Annotated in this window: 16 protein-coding genes; 10 read left to right on the forward strand and 6 right to left on the reverse strand. The window is 61.7% G+C overall.

The genetic code is table 11. The annotated features are described in order from the left end of the window. Positions 1–15 precede the first annotated feature (15 nt). From ASG68_RS26490 to ASG68_RS26530, 9 genes are all read left to right on the forward strand, one after another. Positions 16–465, forward strand: a complete 450-nt coding sequence (locus ASG68_RS26490; protein WP_062576125.1) for a hypothetical protein — start codon at positions 16–18, stop codon at positions 463–465. Between the two features lie 88 nt (positions 466–553). Next, the gene (gene ccmI / locus ASG68_RS26495) at positions 554–1,708 is read left to right on the forward strand and encodes a c-type cytochrome biogenesis protein CcmI (RefSeq protein ID WP_062610262.1); all 1,155 of its coding nucleotides are present in this window, start codon (positions 554–556) and stop codon (positions 1,706–1,708) included. Continuing rightward, positions 1,705–2,157 (forward strand): cytochrome c maturation protein CcmE, encoded by a 453-nt coding sequence (gene ccmE / locus ASG68_RS26500; protein ID WP_062576127.1) that lies wholly within the window; start codon positions 1,705–1,707, stop codon positions 2,155–2,157. The genes ccmI and ccmE overlap by 4 nt, the downstream gene beginning before the upstream one ends. Then, entirely contained in the window at positions 2,154–4,142 is a 1,989-nt protein-coding gene (locus tag ASG68_RS26505) for a heme lyase CcmF/NrfE family subunit (RefSeq protein WP_062576128.1), read from the forward strand. Before ccmE ends, ASG68_RS26505 begins: the two co-directional genes overlap by 4 nt. Further along, complete coding sequence (locus tag ASG68_RS26510; protein ID WP_062576129.1) at positions 4,139–4,594, forward strand: cytochrome c-type biogenesis protein CcmH; 456 nt, start codon at positions 4,139–4,141, stop codon at positions 4,592–4,594. The genes ASG68_RS26505 and ASG68_RS26510 overlap by 4 nt, the downstream gene beginning before the upstream one ends. A 209-nt stretch (positions 4,595–4,803) precedes the next feature. After that, positions 4,804–6,375, forward strand: a complete 1,572-nt coding sequence (locus ASG68_RS26515; RefSeq protein WP_062576130.1) for a Do family serine endopeptidase — start codon at positions 4,804–4,806, stop codon at positions 6,373–6,375. A 149-nt stretch (positions 6,376–6,524) separates the two neighbouring features. Then, positions 6,525–7,241, forward strand: a complete 717-nt coding sequence (locus ASG68_RS26520) for a response regulator transcription factor (protein WP_156373796.1) — start codon at positions 6,525–6,527, stop codon at positions 7,239–7,241. Continuing rightward, positions 7,238–8,647 (forward strand): sensor histidine kinase, encoded by a 1,410-nt coding sequence (locus tag ASG68_RS26525; RefSeq protein ID WP_062576131.1) that lies wholly within the window; start codon positions 7,238–7,240, stop codon positions 8,645–8,647. The genes ASG68_RS26520 and ASG68_RS26525 overlap by 4 nt, the downstream gene beginning before the upstream one ends. A gap of 42 nt (positions 8,648–8,689) precedes the next feature. Beyond that, positions 8,690–11,644 (forward strand): bifunctional [glutamine synthetase] adenylyltransferase/[glutamine synthetase]-adenylyl-L-tyrosine phosphorylase, encoded by a 2,955-nt coding sequence (locus ASG68_RS26530; protein WP_062576132.1) that lies wholly within the window; start codon positions 8,690–8,692, stop codon positions 11,642–11,644. A gap of 10 nt (positions 11,645–11,654) precedes the next feature. Here the strand turns inward: ASG68_RS26530 and ASG68_RS26535 are convergent, their stop codons facing one another. Both ASG68_RS26535 and pepN read right to left on the reverse strand, forming a co-directional pair. Further along, positions 11,655–14,030, reverse strand: coding sequence for an ATP-binding protein (locus tag ASG68_RS26535; protein ID WP_062576133.1), 2,376 nt, complete (start codon positions 14,028–14,030; stop codon positions 11,655–11,657). A gap of 207 nt (positions 14,031–14,237) precedes the next feature. Next, positions 14,238–16,886 carry an aminopeptidase N gene (gene pepN, locus ASG68_RS26540; protein WP_062576134.1) on the reverse strand — a complete coding sequence of 883 codons (2,649 nt, stop codon included), beginning with the start codon at positions 16,884–16,886 and terminating at the stop codon, positions 14,238–14,240. Between the two features lie 476 nt (positions 16,887–17,362). On the opposite strand from pepN, the gene ASG68_RS26545 reads away from it, so the two are divergent. Continuing rightward, a complete protein-coding gene (locus tag ASG68_RS26545) occupies positions 17,363–18,301 on the forward strand; it encodes a DMT family transporter (RefSeq protein ID WP_062576135.1) in 939 nt (312 codons plus the stop codon). Between the two features lie 12 nt (positions 18,302–18,313). Here the strand turns inward: ASG68_RS26545 and ASG68_RS26550 are convergent, their stop codons facing one another. The 4 genes from ASG68_RS26550 to ASG68_RS26555 all read right to left on the reverse strand — a co-directional run bounded on the left by ASG68_RS26550 (position 18,314) and on the right by ASG68_RS26555 (position 21,234). Further along, positions 18,314–19,594, reverse strand: coding sequence for an MFS transporter (locus ASG68_RS26550; protein WP_062576136.1), 1,281 nt, complete (start codon positions 19,592–19,594; stop codon positions 18,314–18,316). Positions 19,595–19,815: 221 nt separating this feature from the next. Continuing rightward, entirely contained in the window at positions 19,816–19,962 is a 147-nt protein-coding gene (locus tag ASG68_RS31955) for a hypothetical protein (RefSeq protein ID WP_164491900.1), read from the reverse strand. A 59-nt stretch (positions 19,963–20,021) separates the two neighbouring features. Next, positions 20,022–20,198, reverse strand: a complete 177-nt coding sequence (locus ASG68_RS31960) for a hypothetical protein (RefSeq protein WP_113107384.1) — start codon at positions 20,196–20,198, stop codon at positions 20,022–20,024. A gap of 154 nt (positions 20,199–20,352) precedes the next feature. Beyond that, entirely contained in the window at positions 20,353–21,234 is an 882-nt protein-coding gene (locus ASG68_RS26555) for a uracil-DNA glycosylase (RefSeq protein WP_062576137.1), read from the reverse strand. Positions 21,235–21,268: the final 34 nt, after the last annotated feature.

Here is a 21,268-nt window from a genome sequence, read left to right on the forward strand (position 1 = left end):
GAGCTGCCCCGAGAGATGAAAAACCTGGCCTGTTTTCCGACCATCTTTTCAGCGCCTCCGGTTGCGTGCCTGATCGTGTCTTCTCTGCTTCTCAGTAGCTGCGGCACGACTTCGGGGAATGGGGCAAAGGCTGGTACCTTGACGGCCACCAATACATCGTCATCCTACATCGCTGCACTTGGTGGAGGCGTGATCGGCCGTGAGACCGGTCTTTCGATCAGCAAGGCTGACCGTCAGCGCGCGCTCGAGGCGGAATATCGTGCGCTGGAAGGCGCGCGTGGCGGGCAGCCGGTGGTCTGGCAGGGATCGGGCGTCAGCGGTTCGGTCGTGGCCGCAGCACCCTATCAGGTCGGCTCGCAGAATTGCCGCCAGTACAGCCATACCTTGACGGTCAAGGGACAGGACAGCGTGGCACGCGGTGCGGCCTGCCGCAATGCCGACGGCACCTGGACACCGTTGACCTGAGCGCTTGCTTGCGGCGAAATGCCTCAAATTTCTGTCATTTACGGTTTAACAGTTGGAATGGTGCAGTCCGCATAGTAATTGAGCGGACATGCTGTTCTGGATTCTCGTTGCCATCCTGACGGCGGCTGTTGCTGCCGTTCTGCTGCTTCCGCTGTTGCGCGCCGCCGCGCGCGTCGAGGCGCCTCGCTCCCATGATGTCGAAGTCTATCGGGACCAGTTGAAAGAACTCGAGCGTGATCGCGCGGGCGGACTGATTTCCGCCGAGGATGCCGAATTCGCACGCGCCGAAGTTGCCCGCCGCCTGCTGGCGGCCTCCGATGCCGTCAAGGCAACCGCAAGCGTACCGGCGCCGCGCCGAAGCAATCGGCTGGCGCAGCTTGCCGTCGTCGTCATCCTGCCCGCCATAGGCCTCTGTCTTTACTTGCGTACAGGCAACCCGGGCGTGCCGGATGCGCCGCTGGCAGCCCGTCTTGCAAACCCCGGCAACGACATGAACATCCTGATCGCGCGGGCGGAACGCCAGCTTGTGATCAATCCAGAGGACGGCGCCGGCTGGGACGTACTGGCACCGATCTATTACCGTAGCGGCCGGGTTCAGGAGGCTGCGACGGCCTTTCGCAACGCGCTGCGCATTCTTGGGCCGACGCCTGTTCGCCTCGGCGGTTATGCCGAGAGCCTGATCGCCCTGTCGGGTGGATTAGTGACGAGCGAGGCGCAGGAAGCGCTTGAGAAATCGCTGGTGATCGAGCCGAACGATCCGCGCGCGCAGTTCTATCTGGCGCTGGCGATGAAGCAGGAGGGAAGGTCGGCGGATGCACTGGCCGCCTTCCGCAAGATCGTCGCGACATCACCGAAGGACGCGCCGTGGCTGCCGCTGGTCAACGACCATATCGCGAGCCTTGATGGTGGCGTCCAGTCGGGCCAAAGTGCCGAGGCCGGACCCAAGCTCGGTAACCCGACGGCGGACGATATTGCTGCCGCTCAGGATATGAGCGCGGGTGACCGGACGGCGATGATCGAGGGCATGGTCGGCAGCCTTGCCGAAAAGCTGAAGGCCGACCCGAAAAATTTCGAAGGATGGATGCGGATCATCCGTTCCTACTCAGTCCTTGGCCAGAAGGATAAGGCGGCGGAGGCCCTGAAGCAGGGATTGAAAGTCTTTCCGGCTGAGGGGAACGAGGGTAAACAATTGCTGGCGCTTGCCGGTGAACTTGGCTTGAAGACCGATGGAGGCGCGCAATGACCCGCAAGCAGAAGCGCCTGGCAATCATCGGCGGGGGTGTCAGTTTCATCGTCGCGGCCGTGCTGCTGGTGATGTTCGCCTTCAGCCAGTCGGTCGCCTATTTCTATGTTCCCGGCGACCTTGCCAAGGCAAACCTGGCGCCGGGGACTCGCATCCGCTTGGGCGGACTGGTCGAGACCGGCTCCGTGAAGCGTGGCGAGGGGGCGACGATCACTTTCAGCGTCACGGATACGCTGGGGCATGTGCCGGTGAGTTATACCGGTATCCTTCCCGATCTTTTCCGTGAAGGGCAGGGCGTTGTCGCCGAGGGCAGCTTCAAGGATGGAAATCAGCTTTTCGTTGCCGACACTGTGCTGGCCAAGCATGATGAGACCTACATGCCGAAGGATGTCGCGGACCGGCTGAAAGAGCAGGGTGTCTCGCTCGGGGGCAAGGAGAATATCCAATGATCGTTGAGCTTGGCCACTACGCGCTTGTGCTGGTACTGGCGACTTCGTTGCTTCAATCGGTCTTGCCCATCATCGGGGCGCTGCGCAACGATGGGCCACTGATGGAAATCGGCACGATCGCGGCCAAGGCGACATTCCTGCTGGTGGCGCTTTCCTTCGGCGCCTTGACCTATGCCCATGTGACCTCCGACTTCTCCGTCCAAAACGTCTGGGAGAACTCGCATTCGCAGATCCCATTGATCTACAAGTTCTCCGGTGTCTGGGGGAACCATGAAGGGTCCATGCTGCTGTGGATGCTGATCCTGGCATTCTTCTCGGCGCTGGTTGCGTGGTTCGGAAACAATCTGCCGGACACGTTGAAGGCCAATGTGCTGGCCGTACAGGCCATGATCACCGCCGCGTTTTCGCTATTTATTCTCCTGACGTCCAATCCCTTCAATCGGCTCCTCGATGCGCCCGGCGAGGGGCAAGACCTCAATCCGGTCCTGCAGGACGTTGGCCTCGCCATCCATCCGCCGCTGCTCTATCTCGGTTATGTCGGTTTTTCCGTCTGCTTTTCTTTTGCCGTGGCGGCGCTGATCGAAGGCCGCATCGATGCGGCCTGGGCGCGCTGGGTTCGGCCGTGGACATTGGCTGCCTGGACCTTCCTGACGGCCGGCATCGCCATGGGGTCCTACTGGGCCTATTACGAACTGGGTTGGGGCGGCTGGTGGTTCTGGGACCCGGTCGAAAACGCATCCTTCATTCCCTGGCTTGCCGGGACGGCGCTGCTTCATTCGGCGCTTGTGATGGAAAAGCGGGAAGCGCTGAAAATCTGGACGGTGCTTCTGGCGCTGATGACCTTTTCGATGTCGTTGCTCGGGACGTTTCTCGTTCGGTCCGGTGTCCTGACCTCGGTGCACGCCTTCGCCACCGATCCGACGCGCGGCGTGTTCATTCTGGTCATCCTCATCCTGTTCATCGGCGGTTCGCTGTCGCTGTTTGCCTTCCGCGCCTCACGGCTCAAGGTTGGCGGGCTGTTCGCCCCGATTTCGCGTGAGGGCGCGCTGGTCTTCAACAATCTCATCCTCACGACAGCGGCCGCCACTGTTTTGACTGGCACGCTTTATCCGCTGGTTCTGGAAGCGCTGACGGGCTCCAAGATTTCCGTCGGACCACCTTTCTTCAACATGACGTTCGGGTTGTTGATGCTGCCTCTGCTGTTGGCGGTTCCCTTCGGGCCTCTTCTGGCCTGGAAGCGGGGTGACCTGCTCGGCGCGGGCCAGCGACTGTTTGCGGCGGTGGCGGTCGGGCTGGTTGGCGGCAGTGCAGTTTACTATGCGCAGAACGGCGGGCCGGTCATGGCTTTGCTCGGTCTTGCCCTCGGCTTCTACCTGATCGTGGGCTCGCTGACGGAGGTTTATCTGCGATCCGGATTCGGCAAGGTCGCCGGTTCGGTTGCCGTGCGGCGGCTGACGGGCCTGCCCCGCTCAGTCTTCGGTGCTGCTCTAGCGCATGTCGGGCTCGGCGTGACGCTGATCGGTATCGTTGCGGTCACGGCATTTTCGACGGAGCATGTCGTCGAGATGAAGCAGGGCATGACCACGGAGGCCGGCGGTTACACACTGCGCTTCGATGGTCTGCGCAACAGTAATGGTCCCAACTACAGCGAGGAGAGCGGGCATTTCAGCATCACGCGCGCGGACGCTTTGTTGGGCGATGTATGGTCTTCCAAGCGGTTCTACACGGCGCGGCAGATGCCGACGACGGAAGCCGGCATCCGCACATTCGGCCTCAGCCAGCTCTATGTCTCGCTGGGTGACGACATGGCCGATGGTGGTGTCGTGGTGCGGGTCTGGTGGAAGCCGCTGATCCTGTGCATCTGGGGAGGAGCCCTGTTCATGATGGCCGGCGGGATAGTCTCGCTCAGCGACAGGCGTTTGCGTGTCGGCGCGCCGTCCCGGGCGAAGAAGCTGAAAAAGCCGGTTCTGGAGCCAGCGCAATGATCCGCCGGTTGGTCTTCGTGCTGTTGCTGATGATCTCGGCCTGGCCGGCCTTTGCGGTCAATCCGGACGAGGTGCTGGCTGATCCGGCGCTCGAAGCCCGCGCTCGCGCCCTGTCGGCGCAACTGCGCTGTATGGTCTGCCAGAACCAGTCGATCGACGATTCCAACGCTGAGCTCGCCAAGGATTTGCGCCTGCTGGTGCGCGAGCGGATCACCAATGGTGACAGCGATGCTGCGGTCATCGACTATGTGGTGTCGCGCTACGGCGAATTCGTGCTGCTCAAGCCGCGTTTCGAGGCGAAGACGCTCATCCTCTGGGGCGCGCCGGTCATTCTGCTTCTCGCAGGAGCCGTTGCCATGTTGACTGCTGTTCGGCGCCGAACAGGGAAGGTGACGGGAACGAAACTTTCCGCCGAGGAACAGGCGCGTCTGGATGCTGTATTGAAAGACTGATTTCGTTCGGTTTTTCAGGCCCCGTGGTCTGATGGCCCAAGACGTTGCCGTTTAAAGATTTACAGGCTCTCTACTCCAAAAGAACAGTTAGTCCCAACATTACCAAAAGTTCACGTCGCGGACACGAGCCAGTAAGGTGCGTTCGACTAAACCTTTCTCATCGGCTGTTCCTCCAGTCAGCCAGACTTTGAAGAGAAAAGGCAAATCGGATGTTCAAGAACCAATCACTGCGTCCTTCCCTGAAGACTGTTTTGAAAACCTCGACCGTCGCGGGGCTCGCGGCTGTCATGCTGTCGACCGGCATCCCTGCTACCGTCACCCATTCCTTTGCCGCCGCCGTCAAGATCGAGGCGCCGCAGGTTCCGAGCTTTGCGAACGTGGTCGATGCCGTTTCTCCGGCTGTCGTGTCCGTTCGCGTCCAGTCGCGCGCCAACCCGGTTTCCGATGATGCCAGTAACGGCTTCAGCTTCGATTTCGGCGGCCGTGGTTTTGACGAACTTCCCGACGATCACCCGCTGAAGCGCTTCTTCAAGGAATTCGGCGGCCCGAACGGCGGCCAGGATAATGACAGACGCGCCGATCGTGGCCATGGCCCGCGTGACGGCAAGCCGGGTCGCCTGCGTCCGACCTCGCAGGGTTCCGGCTTCTTCATTTCCGAAGACGGTTACCTCGTCACCAACAACCACGTCGTTTCCGATGGCTCGGCCTTCACCGTTATTCTGAACGATGGCACCGAACTCGACGCCAAGCTGATCGGCAAGGACAGCCGTACGGATCTTGCCGTCCTGAAGGTCGATGACAAGCGCAAGTTCGCCTATGTCGGTTTTGCCGATGACAGCAAGGTCCGTGTCGGTGACTGGGTCGTAGCCGTCGGCAATCCGTTCGGTCTCGGCGGTACGGTGACTGCGGGTATCGTTTCGGCCCGTGGCCGCGATATCGGCTCCGGCCCCTATGACGATTACCTGCAGGTCGATGCGGCCGTGAACCGTGGCAACTCGGGTGGCCCCACCTTCAATCTCAACGGCGAAGTTGTTGGCATCAACACCGCGATCTTCTCGCCCTCCGGCGGCAATGTCGGCATCGCCTTCGCCATTCCGGCATCCGTTGCCAAGGACGTGGTCAACGACCTGATGAAGGACGGCGAAGTCTCGCGCGGCTGGCTTGGCGTGCAGATCCAACCCGTCGACAAGGACGTGGCCGAATCGCTCGGCCTTGCCGAGGCGAGCGGCGCGCTTGTCATCGAACCGCAGGCCGGTTCTCCCGGTGAAAAAGCCGGTATCAAGAAGGGCGACGTGATCACCGCCGTCGACGGCGACACGATCAAGGGACCGCGCGAACTGGCTCGCAAGATCGGCGCCATGCGTCCGGGCACCAGCGTCGACGTCACGCTCTGGCGCGACGGCAAGGCGGAAAGTGTCAAGCTGGAAGTCGGCACGCTGCCGGCGGACAAGGAAGCTTCTGCCGGTGCCGAACAGCAGCCGCAGCAGGAAGAGCAGCCTTCGAGCGAGAAGGCTCTGGCTGACCTCGGCGTCACCGTCATGCCGGCCGATGACGGCAATGGCGTGACGATCTCCGCTGTCGATCCGGACTCCGACGCCAGCGATCGCGGGCTGAAGGAAGGCCAGAAGATCGTTTCGGTCAACAACCAGGAGGTCAAGTCGGCCGACGACATCCTCAAGGTGATCGAAGCCGCCAAGAAGGATGGCCGCACCAAGGCGCTGTTCCAGATCGAGGCTGACAATGCCAGCCGCTTCGTGGCGCTGCCGATCAACCAGGGGTGATGCGGCTCCACTGATCAGCCGGGCGCCGCGAACTCTCTCCAGAGTTTCGCGGCGCCCGACGTTTCAGGGAAAAGTCTCGCCGCGCAACCGGGCGGAAGGACGCAATTTCCCGAGGTCAAACCGGTTGTGGAAGAGACAGGTCCGGGACTATGGTCGCGCGCATGAAGATTCTGATTATCGAAGATGACCTGGAGGCGGCTGCCTATCTGGCCAAGGCCTTTCGCGAGGCTGGCATTGTTTCCGATCATGCGAGCGACGGCGAAAGCGGCTTGTTCATGGCGAGCGAAAATACCTACGACGTGCTCGTCATCGACCGCATGCTGCCGCGACGCGACGGCCTCTCTGTTATCAGTGAATTGCGCCGCAAAGCCATCCACACGCCGGTGCTGATCCTTTCGGCGCTGGGCCAGGTCGATGATCGGGTGACGGGCCTGCGGGCCGGCGGCGACGACTATCTGCCCAAGCCCTACGCCTTCAACGAACTGCTTGCCCGCGTCGAGGTCCTTGGCCGCCGAAAGGGCGCGCCCGAGCAGGACATGGTCTACCGCGTCGGCGATCTTGAACTGGACCGGCTGTCGCACACCGTCCGGCGTCAGGGCCGAGAGCTGCTGCTTCAGCCGCGCGAATTCCGGCTCCTGGAATATCTGATGAAGAATGCAGGGCAGGTGGTGACGCGCACCATGCTACTCGAAAATGTCTGGGATTATCACTTCGATCCGCAGACCAATGTCATCGACGTGCATGTGTCGCGGCTGCGCTCGAAGATCGAGAAGGATTTTGACCTGCCGCTACTGCGGACCGTTCGCGGTTCGGGCTACATGATCAAGGACGAAACGGCCAAGGGTGACGGGCGTCCCGACGCATGAGCAGACTGCGCGTTCTCCTTCGCACCACTGCCCTTCGCCTTTCGGCGCTTTATCTCGTGCTCTTTGCGCTCTGCGCGGCGTTTCTCGTCTTCTACGTGACCGCCATGTCCGAGCGCCTGCTGGAGCAGCAGACGCGCGACGCGGTCACGGCCGAGGTTTCCCAAATCGACAACGTCTATGCGCGCGGCGGCGTGAACGCGCTGCTCAGGACGCTGGAGCGGCGTGCACGTCAACCCGGCGCCAATCTCTATGTCATCGCCGGCCCCACGGGCGAGATTCTCGCCGGCAATGTCGCCTCGCTGCAGCCGGGGCTACTCGACAAGGAAGGCTGGACGGGGGAGGCATTTCGCTATCAGCGCTATACCGACGAAAGCCGCAAGGAAACGCATGTGGCGCTGGCGCATGTGCTTGTTCTGGACAACGGGCTGCGAATCCTCGTCGGCCGCGATCTGCAGGAGCCGGAGAAATTTCGGGTGCTGGTGCGGCAGGCGCTGATGGTTGCTCTAGGCATCATGGGCATCGGCGCCCTGCTGATCTGGTTCGCCATTGGCCGCAATGCCCTGAAGCGGATCGACCGTATGTCGGACGCAAGCACCCGGATCATGGCGGGCGATCTTTCGCAGCGACTGCCGATGAGCGGCTCCGGCGACGAGTTCGACCGGTTGTCGGAATCGCTGAACGCCATGCTGGGCCGGATCGAGAAGCTGAACGAGGGCCTTCGACAGGTTTCCGACAACATCGCCCACGACCTGAAGACACCTCTGACCCGGCTGCGCAACAAGGCGGAGGCGGCGCTGGCGCACAAGGCGACCAATTCGGGATATCGCGCCTCGCTTGAGGAGATCATCGGCGAATCTGACCAACTGATCCGTACCTTCAATGCGCTGTTGATGATTTCGCGGGTGGAGGCGGGGGCCGCCGCTGCCGAGATGAGCGATGTCGACCTGTCGCGCAGTGTCGCCGATTGCGTCGAGCTTTATGAGCCGGTGGCCGAAGATCGGGCCCTGACGCTGGAGGCGGACGTGCCGCCGGACATCCATGTCTCGGGCAATCGCGAACTGATCGGGCAGGCGCTCGGCAACCTCATCGACAATGCCATCAAATATTCCGAGGGCGGCGCAAATCCTTCGATCCGCGTGACGCTTGCCCGGCGCGACGACAGGATCGTTCTGTCGGTTGCCGATCACGGGCCGGGCATTCCCGCAGACAAGCGCGAGGATGTCGTCGAGCGTTTCGTGCGGCTGGACGAGAGCCGCAGCAAGCCGGGAACCGGCCTTGGACTGTCATTGGTCGAAGCGGTCATGGAGATGCACCAGGGCTCGCTCGAACTCGATGATACTGTGCCGGGTTCTGAAAACAATCGTGGTTTGACCGCCAGCATGGTTTTCCCGACGCCGTCGGCCTGATAGGCATGACGTGTCGAAATCGGGAGCATGGGAGAGGTCACGATGCAGACGGATGAACGGCGTCTTGCCGGGATCAGTGATTTTGCCATACGGCCGATGAGCCAGACGGACGCCAAGTCCGTGCAGTCCGCACTCAAGGACATGGCGAAGTCTTATCCGGAGATTGGCGATAGTCTCTCGTCGCACCCGCCGCTCAAGGATTTTCTGACGGCTGCCTTCTCGCTCTCGCCATATCTGCGGGACACGGCGAGTGCCCACCCAATCGTCCTTTCAAAGGCCCTTGCCGGGCCGATCCTTCCTTATCTCGAAGCTTGTATCGAGTCCGCGCGCTCGGCCTGGAAGGGCACGGAGCCTGGTAAGCCGGTATCCGATGCCGAGATCATGACGCGGTTGCGGCAGGCGAAGCGCGATATCGCCTTTGCCTTGGCGCTTGCCGATCTGTCCCGGTTCCTCGATGCCCGCGAGACGACACGCTGGCTGAGCGATTTTGCCGGTGCCGCCGTTTCCGCCGTGATCGACCACCTGCTTCTGGGTGCCCATGACGGCGGCAAGCTGTTTGTCTCCGATGTCGAGCATCCCAGCGAAAAGTCGGGTGTTGTCGTTCTCGGCATGGGCAAGCTTGGTGCATTCGAGCTGAACTATTCCTCCGATATCGACCTCGTCGTGTTCTATGAGCCGCAGGCGCCGCTGATCACCGATCGCGAGGATGCGCCCGAAGTCTTTGCCCGGCTGCTGCGCCGGCTGATCCGCATCCTGCAGGAGCGTACCGGCGACGGTTATGTTTTCCGCACCGACCTGCGTCTGCGTCCCGATCCAGGCGCGACGCCGCTGGCGATCCCCGTCGAGGCGGCCATCCTGTATTACGAAAGCCGGGGGCAGAACTGGGAGCGCGCGGCCTTCATCAAGGCACGTCCTGTTGCCGGCGATATCAAGGCCGGGGAGGCCTTCCTGCGCGAACTGACGCCATTCATGTTCCGCAAATACCTCGATTATGCGGCGATCGCCGATATCCATTCCATCAAGCGGCAGATCCATGCGCATAAGGGCCATGGCGAGATCGCGGTGAAAGGCCACAACGTCAAGCTCGGGCGCGGCGGTATCCGGGAAATCGAATTCTTCGTCCAGACGCAGCAACTGATCGCTGGTGGTCGCATGCCGGAGCTGAGACTACGGGCGACCGAGCCGATGCTCACCGGGCTTGCCAAGGCGAACTGGATTGACGCGACCACGGCGGAAGAGCTGACGGAAGCCTACTGGTTCCTGCGCGATGTCGAACACCGGATACAGATGGTGCGGGATGAGCAGACGCATTTGTTGCCGACGACGGACGCCGAGCTGAAGCGGATCGCCTACATGATGGGTTTTGCCGAGGTCAGCTCGTTTTCTGCCACCCTGTCGAAAATGCTGAAGACGGTCGAGCGCCGCTATGCGCAACTGTTCGAGCAGGAGGCCAAGCTATCGACCGAGACCGGCAATCTCGTTTTTACCGGCCAGAAGGACGACCCGGATACACTCGAAACCCTGAAAAATCTCGGTTACGAGCGGCCGCAGGATATCTCTCGCACGATTCGCACCTGGCACTATGGCCGCTATCGTGCGACGCAATCGGTCGAGGCCCGCGAGCGGCTGACGGAGCTGACACCGGAGCTTTTGCGTGTATTTGGCCAGAGCAAGCGGGCGGATGAAGCGCTGTTGCGATTCGATCATTTCATCGCCGGGCTTCCTGCCGGCATCCAGCTGTTCTCGCTGCTTGGCAACAATCCCGGCCTCCTCTCGCTCATCGTCAACATCATGTCGGCAGCGCCGCGACTGGCCGATATCATCGCGAGTAAGCCGCATGTCTTCGACGGCATGCTCGATCCGCGGCTTCTCGCCGAACTGCCGACGCGGGATTATCTGGGCGACCGGATCAGGGGCTTTCTGACCGGGGCGCGGCATTACGAGGATATTCTCGACCGGCTGCGGATCACGGCATCCGAACAGCGTTTCCTGATCGGTATTCGCCTTCTGACCGGGGTCATTCCCGGCGTGCAGGCGGGGCATGCCTTCACCGATCTGGCCGACCTCATCATCACCGCCGCGCTGGATGCCGTACTCAATGAAGTCGAGGCGGCGCACGGGAGGTTTCCGGGCGGACGTGTGGCCGTAATTGGCATGGGCAAGCTCGGCAGCCACGAACTGACCGCCGGGTCGGATGTCGATATCATCCTTCTCTATGATTATGACGACGCTGCACTGGAATCCGATGGTCCCAAGCCGCTCGATTCCGTGCGGTACTTCACGCGCATCACCCAGCGGCTGATCTCGGCGCTTTCCGCGCCGACGGCGGAGGGCGTGCTGTATGAGGTCGACATGCGCCTGCGCCCGTCCGGCAACAAGGGACCCGTCGCGACGCGCATCAACGCATTCGAGAAATACCAGCGGGAAGAAGCCTGGACCTGGGAGCACATGGCGCTGACGCGTGCCCGTGTCCTGTGTGGTGACGAAAGCCTGATCAGCCAGGCCAATGCCATCGTCGGTGATATTCTCGGACAAAGTCGTGACATTGCGAAGGTCACGGCCGATGTTTCAGAGATGCGGGACCTGATCGACAAGGAAAAGCCGCCGACGGATGTCTGGGATTTCAAGCTCATTCCCGGTGGGCTCGTCGATATCGAGTTTATCGCCCAGTATCTGACCCTGATCGCACCGGCAAAGGGGAAGGCGGTGCCTGCGAACGGGACATCAACGGCCGATGTCCTGCGGGTACTTGGGCCTGATCTCTTGAGCGCGACGGATCTCGATACGGTGCTGGAAGCCTTGGCGCTCTTCACGGACCTGTCGCAGATGGTGCGGCTGTGTATCGAAGGCGATCTCGAACTCAAGGATGCGCCGGCCGGTCTGATCGACCTCCTGTGCCGTGCGGGCGATGCGCCGGATATCAAGGTGCTGGAGGCTGACATTCGCCGCCTCTCGAAGGCGGTCCGCCGGATTTTCCAGGTGGTCGTGAAAGCCTGAGAGCGGACGCTCAGGCGTAGACCGAGATTGGGGCGGTCTTGTTTTCCGAGGCCGGCCGGGGCGCCGCATCGGGAATACGCAGCGTGATGATCGTGCCGACGTTTTCGGTCGAATGGATTTTCATAGTGCCGCCGTGCAGCAGAGTCAGGGAGCGCGAGATCGCCAAACCGAGGCCGGAGCCACCCTTGCTCTTGGCATACTGGCTCTGTACCTGTTCGAACGGCTGGCCGATCTTCTGCAGCGCCTTGCTCGGAATGCCGATGCCGGTATCGGCGATCGTCAGCGTCACGGCGCCGGAGACCTTGCGGGCACGCAGCGAAATCTTTCCGCCTTCATTGGTGAACTTGACGGCATTCGACAGGAGATTGAGCAGGACCTGCTTCATCGCCCGCCGGTCGGCATTGATCGTGAGACCCGACGAAATCTGCTGGTCGACGCAGATGCTCTTCTGCTGTGCGGGGATCGTGGTGAAGCGCAGGGTCTCCTCGATCAGGGGCGCGAGGTCGATGGTTTCGCGGCTGATCTTCATTTGACCGGCTTCGATCTTCGACATGTCGAGAATGTCGTTGATCACGTTCAAGAGGTGTTTGCCGCTGTCATGGATGTCGTGGGAGTATTCGTCGTATTTCTCCGAGCCGAGCGGTCCGAACATCTTGTTCTGGAGGATTTCGGAGAAACCGAGAATGGCGTTCAGCGGTGTGCGCAGTTCATGCGACATGTTGGCGAGGAATTCGGACTTGGCGCGGTTCGCCGCCTCTGCCCGGTCTTTTTCCGCCTGATAATTGGCGTTGGCGACAGACAGTTCGGCCTTCTGCCGTTCCAGCGTGATGCGCGACGTTGAGAGATCGCCGATGGTCGCCATCAGGCGGCGTTCAGATTCGCGCAGTCGCACCTGGTGGCGCTTCAAAAGGGTGATGTCGGTACCCACCGACACCATACCGCCGTCGCGGGTGCGCCGGTCGTTGATCTGCAGCCAGCGCTGGTCGGACAGCTGGACTTCGGATGTCTGCGAATGATTGGAGCGGTCGGGATCGGCGATCCGGCGCTCGATGATCGGGCGGGCTGCGGCGGCCGTCACCACCGAGCGCTCGGTGCCGGGCACGAGGACACGGGCCGGCAGCTTGTAGGCCTGCTGGTAGTGGGCGTTGCACATCACCAGGCGATCGTTCTTGTCCCAGAGCACAAAGGCTTCCGAGGTACACTCGATGGCGTCGGCGAGCCGCTGGTCGGCTTCGGCATAGCGCTGCGCGAGGCGATGTTGTTCCGTCACGTCCATCGCGATGCCGATCAGGTGCACGCGGCCGGATACGGTGCGGATCACCTGGGCTCGGGCTCTGAGCCAGACATAGTGCCCATCGGCATGGCGCATGCGGAAAATCTGGTCGATCTGGCGGGCATCGCCCTTGGCGATAGTGCGGGCGACCTTGTAGATGCTGCCGTCATCCGGATGCATCAGGCGGGCGGCGTCGCCGAACGACAGGACATTGCTCTTGGGCGGCATGCCGAGCATTTCATACATGGAGCGCGACCAGAACAGGCGGCGGTTCGGCATGTCGAAGTCCCACAAGCCGCAGCGGCCGCGCGACAGTGCCGTCTCCACCCGCAGGTTGGATTCCGCAAAGATCTGGTCGGCGTCGCGGGCACGCTTCGCCTGGATGTAATAGGCATAGAGAATGACCAGCAGGATGGCCGAAATACCGGCGAAGAGTGTGACGTTGAGCGAAACCTCGTCGCGCCACAGCCGGTCGATCCGGGCCAGCGGCGTGGCAACCATCAGCGTCCCTGCATCATTGGGAACCCGTATCAGGGCGACAAGATGCTCGCCGCCGCCGATGAAGGTCTTCATCACGGTCGAGTGTTCCCCGAAATACTGGAACGCCGCCACTTCCGGTGCCACGGTCGCAAGTGTCCGGCCGGTATAGGAGGAGCCGGCAGGCGAACTGGCGAAGATTCTGCCGTCCTTGCGGACCGTCAGGATGAATGCGCCGGGCTCAAGCAAATCCGGCGGCAAGACCGCGTTCAATCGCTGCTCGACTTCCCACTTCTGTGCCTTGTCAAAGAGTTCGACGCCCTTGTCCTGCAGTGCGGCGCTGGCGGTTGCGGCCGCAAGCATCGTCGCCTGGCGCGAGCTTGCCTCCATGCGGGCATACTCTACCATGATGCCGCTGATGCGCGAAATCGCGACGACAAGTAGAAAGGCCGTGATCAGGATCGGGATGGAGCGCTTCAGGATAGGCTCGGCACGGGCCAGGCGCAAAGCCGCCGGCTCGGTGAAAATCCGTGCGTGCTGGATCACGTCCTTTTCCAGGCTTGAAAAGCCGGGAAATTTTGGACGCAGCCGCTCGCCGGCTGCGCGTCCCCGCTGCGCTTCCGCCATCTTCGTCAAATCTGTAAACCCTCGTGTGATTCGATGCGCCGCTCGCTCGAACCTGCCCCAATGAATCAATTGTGATTCGGGTTGTCCAGAGAAAAACGTAAAACTTTGTTAACCAATTCTCGTCATTGGGAAATCGTATTGGCGCACGTCCCCTACGTCCGGAAACGAAAAACCCTGCATTTGCAGGGTTTTCGCGACGTCTCTACTTGATCTTTCCTAGCCTTTGAGCGTGCGCTCGACGATGTCGCTGACATCGGGCGAAAGCTTCGCTCCAGCCGCGACTTCACGCAGTGCATCGCGTGCGTGGTTCGCGCGGATTTCTTCCAGCGAACGCCAAGAGCGCATCGAGGTCAGGATGCGCGCGGCCAGTTGCGGATTGCGCGGGTCGATGTCGAGGATCTGGCGGGCAAGGAAGCGATATCCCTCGCCATCTGCGCGGTTGAAGCCGGTCGGGTTCGAAAAGGCAAAGGTGCCGATCAACGACCGAACGCGGTTTGGGTTGGAGCCGTTGAACAACGGATCGCCCATCAGTGCCTTGACGCGGTCAAGTGCTTCCGCGCCGGGAATGGTCGCCTGGATGGTGAACCATTTGTCGATGACAAGCGCGTTGTCGGCAAACCGTGCCTTGAACGCGGCAAGCGCTTCCGTTGCCGCTGTCGATGCAGGGAAGCGATGCGCCAGGATCGTGAGCGCCTGGCTGAGGTCCGTCATGTTGTTGGCCGCCTTGAACGCTGCCGCGGCGCGATCGGGAGCGTTTTCGGCATAGACGAGATAGGAGAGGGCGGTGTTGCGCAGCGCCCGCCGTCCGGCGCTGGATGCATCGGGGCTGAACGCACCTGTATCGATCAGTTCGTCGGCGAGCTTGGCGAAGATTTCCCGACCGGCCTGTGCGATCGCCGTCATGATTTGCTGGCGTCCGGCATGGATGGCATCGGGATCGTTGTTGCTGCCGATTTCGCGGGCAATGTCGGCTTCGCTCGGAAGGGCGAGCGCCTGCGCGCGGAAGGCGGGCTCAAGTTCGCTATCAGCCGCGGCGGCCAGTAAAGCCTCGATCAGCGCGGCATCACAGCGCGCAGGCTGTCCCGCCCTCACGCGGGCAGTCGCCTCGACAAGGTTCGGCAGGGCGAGATCGTTGAGCGCCTGCCAGCGGGCGAAAAGGTCGCGCTCGTGCTTGGCGATATGGGCGCGGTCCGCTGGCGTCTGCTCGAAATGCAGGTTGATCGGCGCCGAGAAACCACGGTTCAGCGACAGGACCGGGCGCGAGGTGACGCCGTTGAACACCACGGTCTGGTTGCGCTCGACGAGGTGCAGGACATCATCGGTGATCTCGGCGCCGCTTCCGGACGAAACGGCTGCTTCCGAGCCGTCTTCCAGCAGCAGGCCGAGGCGCAGCGGGATGTGCATGGGCTCTTTCGAGGCTTGTCCGGGCGTCGGCGGTACCATCTGTTCCAGCGACAGGGTGAAGGTCTGCTTGGCTGCATCATAGGCGGTCGAAGCACTGACGAGTGGTGTTCCTGCCTGATGGTACCAGAGAGAAAACTGCGTCAGGTCACGCTTGCTGACTTCGGCGAAGCAGGCTACGAAATCCTCGATCGTGACGGCCTGGCCGTCATGCCGCTCGAAGTAGAGGTCCATGCCCGCCTTGAACAGATCGGCGCCAAGCAGCGTCGCGATCATCCGGGTGACTTCGCTGCCTTTCTCATAGACGGTCGTCGTGTAGAAGTTGTTGATTTCGCGATATTTTGTCGGGCGGACGGGATGGGCGAGGGGACCTGCATCCTCGGGAAACTGCTCGGCCTTGAGGTGGCGGACTTCGGCGATGCGCTTGACCGTACGGGAGCGCTGGTCGGCCGAGAATTCGTGGTCGCGATAAACCGTCAGGCCTTCCTTGAGGCAGAGCTGGAACCAGTCGCGGCAGGTGATGCGGTTGCCGGTCCAGTTGTGGAAATATTCATGCGCGATGATCGCCTCGATATTGGCGTAGTCGGCATCTGTCGCGGTTTCGGGGTCGGCGAGGACATACTTGTCGTTGAAGACGTTCAGCCCCTTGTTCTCCATCGCGCCCATGTTGAAATCGGAGACGGCGACGATCATGAAGATATCGAGATCGTATTCGCGGCCGAAACGCTCCTCGTCCCATTTCATTGACCGCTTCAGGGCGTCCATGGCGTAGGCGGCGCGGGGCTCCTTGCCGTGCTCGACATAAATCTTCAGGGTGACGTCACGGCCGGACATCGTCGTGAACGTGTCCTCGACGACGCCGAGATCACCGGCAACGAGCGCGAACAGGTAGCTCGGCTTGGGATGCGGATCGAACCAGGCGGCGAAATGCCGGCCATCGCCCATGCCGGCGCCACCGAGATAGTTGCCGTTCGACAGCAGAAGCGGCGCGGTCGCCTTGTCGGCGATGATGTTGACCGTGTAGACGGCGAGAACATCCGGGCGATCGGGAAAATAGGTGATACGGCGGAACCCTTCCGCCTCGCACTGGGTGCAATAGACATTGCTGGTGCGGTAGAGGCCCATCAGCTTGGTGTTGGCCTCGGGATTGATTTCCGTGGTGATCGTCACCTCGAACGGCGCCGATGCCGGCAGGTTGCGGATGGTCAGGGTACGTTCCGCAGCGTCGTAATTGGACGCCGGAATTTCTTCCTGATCGAGCAGCAGAGCGGTCATCTTCAATTCGTCGCCATCGAGAACCAGCGGCGCATCCTCGGCGCCGCCTTCGCGCCGGTGGAAGATCAGGCGCGCTTCGACCTTGGTTTCTGTCGGATCGAGTTCGAAGGTGAGATCCACTCTCTCAAGGACGAAATCCGTTGGCCGGTAGTCTTCCAGATGAATGATTTCGCCCGTATCTGTCCGCATCGTGTGTCCCGCTCGTTTTCCGTCGTGTCACGCCGCCGGAAAAACCGTGTCATTGTGAAGAGGCCCAGCGGAACGCGCGGAGCTTCGGGGTGGCTGAGATCGGGTTTTGCGGTCGCGCGTGCGCATTTTCATCGCGCCAATCCGTCCCTCTCCCTGTACTTGCATCAGAGACTTACGAAATTCGCCCTAACAAGAGTTAAACCGGCTGTGCATTTTTGGCACAAGCGACGCAAATTTCCAGAGAAATTCCGGAGGCTTGCGTGCATTCGGTCCATCGTCTCCATACGAGCAGCCTATGATATCGATGAACGTGCATCAATTATTTCCGGCTCGCATCACGAAAATTGATCCCTTCTGCGATCCTGGCGCGTTAGAGTAACCCTGTTCTGGCGACGGATTCTCCGCCGCATCTCCCGCAGCCCGTCGTTTTGCATAGACTTTCGGCCCGCTGCCGCCTGCCTGACGAGTCCGATTGCATGGATGCCGAATTTCCCCACCCGATGAAGGGCATCGCGCTCAAGGTCTTTTCCGTACTCGTCTTTGTCTGCATGTCGACGCTGATCAAGGCGGCGGGAACGGAGATCGCCACCGGGCAGATTACCTTCTACCGCTCCGCCTTCGCCATGGTGCCGATCCTCGGCTATCTCGCGGTGAAGGGGCATCTGCGCACCGCATTCTACACCAAGGATATCGTCGGTCATCTGGCACGCGGGTTCATCGGCATCCTGGCGATGAGCTTCGGCTTCTACGGACTGGTGCATCTGCCGCTGCCGGAAGCGATCGCCATCGGCTATGCGATGCCGCTGCTCGCCGTTGTGTTCGCCGCCGTTTTCCTGAAGGAGACGGTGCGGGTCTATCGCTGGTCGGCGGTTCTGATCGGTCTTGTCGGGGTTATGATCATCACATGGCCGCGCCTGACCTTGCTGCGCGACGGCGGCTTCGGCTCAGGGGAGGCGCTCGGTGCGCTGGCCGTTCTTCTATCAGCGGCGCTCGGCGCCGTCGCGATGGTGCTGGTGCGCAAGCTGATTGCGAAAGAGCGAACACATACGATCGTGCTCTATTTCTCCCTGTCTGCCTCATGCTTCTCGCTGCTGACGCTGCCGTTCGGCTGGGAGCCGCTACCGTGGAATTCCTTCCTTCTGCTGATGGCTGCCGGCTTCTGTGGCGGTGTCGCGCAGATTCTGCTGACCCAGAGCTACCGTTATGCCGACATGTCGACGATCGCGCCGTTCGAGTACACCTCGATTATCCTCGGCCTGCTGATCGGTTACTTCCTGTTCGGCGAGGTGCCGACGGGCGTCATGCTGATCGGCACGGCGATCGTTGTCGCGGCCGGCATCTTCATCATTTTCCGCGAGCACCAACTCGGCCTGGAGCGCAAGGGCGCGCGCAAGCACGTCACGCCGCAGGGATAGCCTGTAGAACGATCAGGATGCCCGGGGCGGGGCGGTATCGTCTTCGATCACCGTATTCGGCCTTGCAGCCTGGTTCATGGCATTGACCGCCTCCGTTCCCGGTGTTGGCACGGTATTGGCCTGAAAATCCGTCTTGGCGACGAGGCCATCATGCTGGCTGCGCTGTGCGATACGCCATGCAGCATAGGCGGCGTAGAGCGCGAAATAGATCGCGAGAACGAGGAAAAGCGAGGCCGGCCCGAATTTGTCCATCACGGGACCAACCATCAGCGGGCCGGAGATCGTGCCCATGCCGTAGGTGATCATCATGCCGGAAGAGACCTCGACATATTCGTTCGGCCGGGCGAGGTCGTTGGCATGGGCGACGTTCAGCGCATAGATCGGAAACAGCACCGAGCCGACGAAGGCGGCAATCACATACAGCACCAGCGGACCTGCGCCGACAAAGGCCACCATGGCAAGGCAGGAGATCACCCCGACAATGCCGCAACCGACCATGACGATGCGCCGGTCCATCCTGTCGGAGGTGCGGCCGATCGGGATCTGCGAGACAGCGCTTCCGGCGAGAAGTGCGGCCAGAAGGGTGGCACCCTCGGCGGTCGAGAGGCCGATCTTCTGCGTGAACACACCGCCGAGATTGAGCCAAGCACCCGACATGGCGCCTGCCAGAAACGCGCCGACAACCGCGACCGGGGAGCGACGGTAGAGGCCGGGCACGTCGAACTTGGCCTGCGTCGGCGGTGCCGGCATGGCGGAGGAGGAGAGGGCGGTTGGCAGCAGCGCCAGCGAGAACAGCACGCCGCAGAGAATGAACAGCGACGAATTGGTGGGATCGCCGAGCGGCACCAGATACTGACCGCCGATCGTGCCGAGCATGGTGGTGATGAGGTAGAGCGAAAACAGCATGCCGCGGTTTTCATTGGTCACCCGCTCGTTCAGCCAGCTTTCGATAACGAGGTAACTGCCCGAGATCGCAAAGCCGGAAATCGCGCGGAAAAAGATCCACGCCCGCCAGTCCACCACCAGCCCGCACATCAGGATGGCGACGCTGAGCAGCGTGATCAGCGCGGCGAACACCCGGACATGGCCGACACGCGCGACGAATTTCGGCGTGATGACACAGGAGATGGTGAAACCCAGCGTGTAGCCAGTGGCGATCCACGAAATGACCAGCGTCGACCAGCCCTCGGCCACCGACCGCACCGGCAGAACGTAACTCGCCAGCCCGAAGCCGACCATCATCAGCGATGTCGAGAGCATCAGGCTGAACACGGATCTGAGGCTGGCCAGCATGAACGCTCCGATACGATTTGCGTCCGGAGCAGGATGGGGATCACAAGCCACGGGTCGACACGCGAAGATGAGTCTGGAGCGGATTGCGCGATCAGAAAAAGGGAATTGCCCGGCACGCCGCTCTTGGAATCAAGAAACGAGTGTGGCTCTATCGAATTTCGCTGACGCTGTCGATTGCGACAGGCCTTGGCGCAGAAGGCAGTCTGGAAGAAATAAAGCCGTTATTTCGGCAGGAAACCACTGGCGGCGGCCCGTTCGGCTTTAGCCACCGGGCATTCCCGGCTGAGGCGCGTATATTCGCGCGAGGCGCGCACAGCGGTACCGATATCGGCGATGAGGAACCGGAGCGAGCGGATGGATGCTGACATGATCGGATTCCCTTCAGACGTGGACGTGGCGCGCGCTCTTGCGCGCCGGTCCTGTCAGTTTAGCGCTGGATGAATTCCGCGAAGATCTGGGTCGGGCGGGTCCGGTGGACGTAGCCTGCCGCAGTCATCTGCTCGTTCGCAGCCGAGCCGAAGCTGTTGAAAGGCGTGCGCAGAGCCGAGCCGGCGTGGCGGAGCGTTTCGAAGCTCGAATGCAGGGGGCGAAAACGGGTCGTCATGGTTCAGTTCCTTAATTCCATTCCTCCCGTGCTTCTCATATTGCACCGCAGCATCGATTCCGCAACGGACGCATGCGCGTTGCTGGTATGCGCAATCCGCATGGCTTTCTTCATCGTTTGTTCACAAATCGGGCAGGCGTCCTGAAACAGGACCTTAACCACGAATCCGGGCGCGGAAGGCCAGAAGGTCTTGCCAGGCGAGCCGCTTGCTGCCGGGGGCAGACATCAGGTCCTGTGGATGCAGGGTGGCAAGAGCGGGAACGGTCGCGCCGCCGATCGAGACGTCACGCCATTCGCCGCGCATATGATGGATCGTGTCATTGCCGCCGAAGAAGAAGCGGCAGGCGAAATTGCCGAGGACGAGCAGGTGGCGGGGCTCGGCCAGCGCGATCTGGCGTTCGATGAAGGGGCGGCAGATATCGGTCTCACGGACCGATGCTTGCCGGTTTCCCGGCGGGCGCCAGGGAATGATGTTGGTCATGAGCACGGACGTCCGGTCGAGCCCGATCGCCCCCAGCATGCGCTCCAGCATCTGGCCCTGCTTGCCGGAGAAGGGGATGCCGTCGCGGTCGTCGTCTCCATTCGGCACCGGGCCGATTACCATGATGCCGGCCGATGCATTGCCGTCGGCAAAGACCATGTTGCGGGCGCTGTTCTTCAGGTTGCAGCCGGAAAAGACCTCCATCGCGCTTTTCAATTCCGACAGCGAGCGGGCGGATTCGGCGGCAAAGCGCGCTTCCGCGATCGCCTGTTCGTGCGGAATGGCGGCCTGCGGGGTCGCGGCGGTTGGAGCCGCTGCCTTGGCAACCGCGCGATTGCCGTTTTCACGGGCGGGCGGCGCCGAAGAGGCATCATTGCGCTCGAAGGCCTGCGGTCTCTGCACGACTGGCGCCTGTCCGCGTGCAGCCTTGGCCAGCTCGAATTCGGCGAAGCGATCGATGGGATCGTCTTCCAGCAGCCATTCGACACCCGCTTCGGCATGGAAATGCAGAAGGGCGGCAAGTTCGGCCGGGCTCATCCTGTCGCTGGAGATCATGGGTAAGCTTCTACAGAAGGGCAGGCGGCCGGGA

Source organism: Rhizobium sp. Leaf453 (assembly GCF_001425605.1).
Classification (GTDB): domain Bacteria; phylum Pseudomonadota; class Alphaproteobacteria; order Rhizobiales; family Rhizobiaceae; genus Pararhizobium.

What these genes read in the sequence shown, in the direction of transcription:
- ASG68_RS26490 (WP_062576125.1), top strand. Translation starts at nt 16, where the DNA reads ATGAAAAACCTGGCCTGTTTTCCGACCATCTTTTCAGCGCCTCCGGTT.
- ccmI (WP_062610262.1), top strand. Translation starts at nt 554, where the DNA reads ATGCTGTTCTGGATTCTCGTTGCCATCCTGACGGCGGCTGTTGCTGCC.
- ccmE (WP_062576127.1), top strand. Translation starts at nt 1,705, where the DNA reads ATGACCCGCAAGCAGAAGCGCCTGGCAATCATCGGCGGGGGTGTCAGT.
- ASG68_RS26505 (WP_062576128.1), top strand. Translation starts at nt 2,154, where the DNA reads ATGATCGTTGAGCTTGGCCACTACGCGCTTGTGCTGGTACTGGCGACT.
- ASG68_RS26510 (WP_062576129.1), top strand. Translation starts at nt 4,139, where the DNA reads ATGATCCGCCGGTTGGTCTTCGTGCTGTTGCTGATGATCTCGGCCTGG.
- ASG68_RS26515 (WP_062576130.1), top strand. Translation starts at nt 4,804, where the DNA reads ATGTTCAAGAACCAATCACTGCGTCCTTCCCTGAAGACTGTTTTGAAA.
- ASG68_RS26520 (WP_156373796.1), top strand. Translation starts at nt 6,525, where the DNA reads ATGGTCGCGCGCATGAAGATTCTGATTATCGAAGATGACCTGGAGGCG.
- ASG68_RS26525 (WP_062576131.1), top strand. Translation starts at nt 7,238, where the DNA reads ATGAGCAGACTGCGCGTTCTCCTTCGCACCACTGCCCTTCGCCTTTCG.
- ASG68_RS26530 (WP_062576132.1), top strand. Translation starts at nt 8,690, where the DNA reads ATGCAGACGGATGAACGGCGTCTTGCCGGGATCAGTGATTTTGCCATA.
- pepN (WP_062576134.1), bottom strand. Translation starts at nt 16,886, where the DNA reads ATGCGGACAGATACGGGCGAAATCATTCATCTGGAAGACTACCGGCCA.
- ASG68_RS26545 (WP_062576135.1), top strand. Translation starts at nt 17,363, where the DNA reads ATGGATGCCGAATTTCCCCACCCGATGAAGGGCATCGCGCTCAAGGTC.
- ASG68_RS26550 (WP_062576136.1), bottom strand. Translation starts at nt 19,594, where the DNA reads ATGCTGGCCAGCCTCAGATCCGTGTTCAGCCTGATGCTCTCGACATCG.
- ASG68_RS31955 (WP_164491900.1), bottom strand. Translation starts at nt 19,962, where the DNA reads ATGTCAGCATCCATCCGCTCGCTCCGGTTCCTCATCGCCGATATCGGT.
- ASG68_RS31960 (WP_113107384.1), bottom strand. Translation starts at nt 20,198, where the DNA reads ATGACGACCCGTTTTCGCCCCCTGCATTCGAGCTTCGAAACGCTCCGC.
- ASG68_RS26555 (WP_062576137.1), bottom strand. Translation starts at nt 21,234, where the DNA reads ATGATCTCCAGCGACAGGATGAGCCCGGCCGAACTTGCCGCCCTTCTG.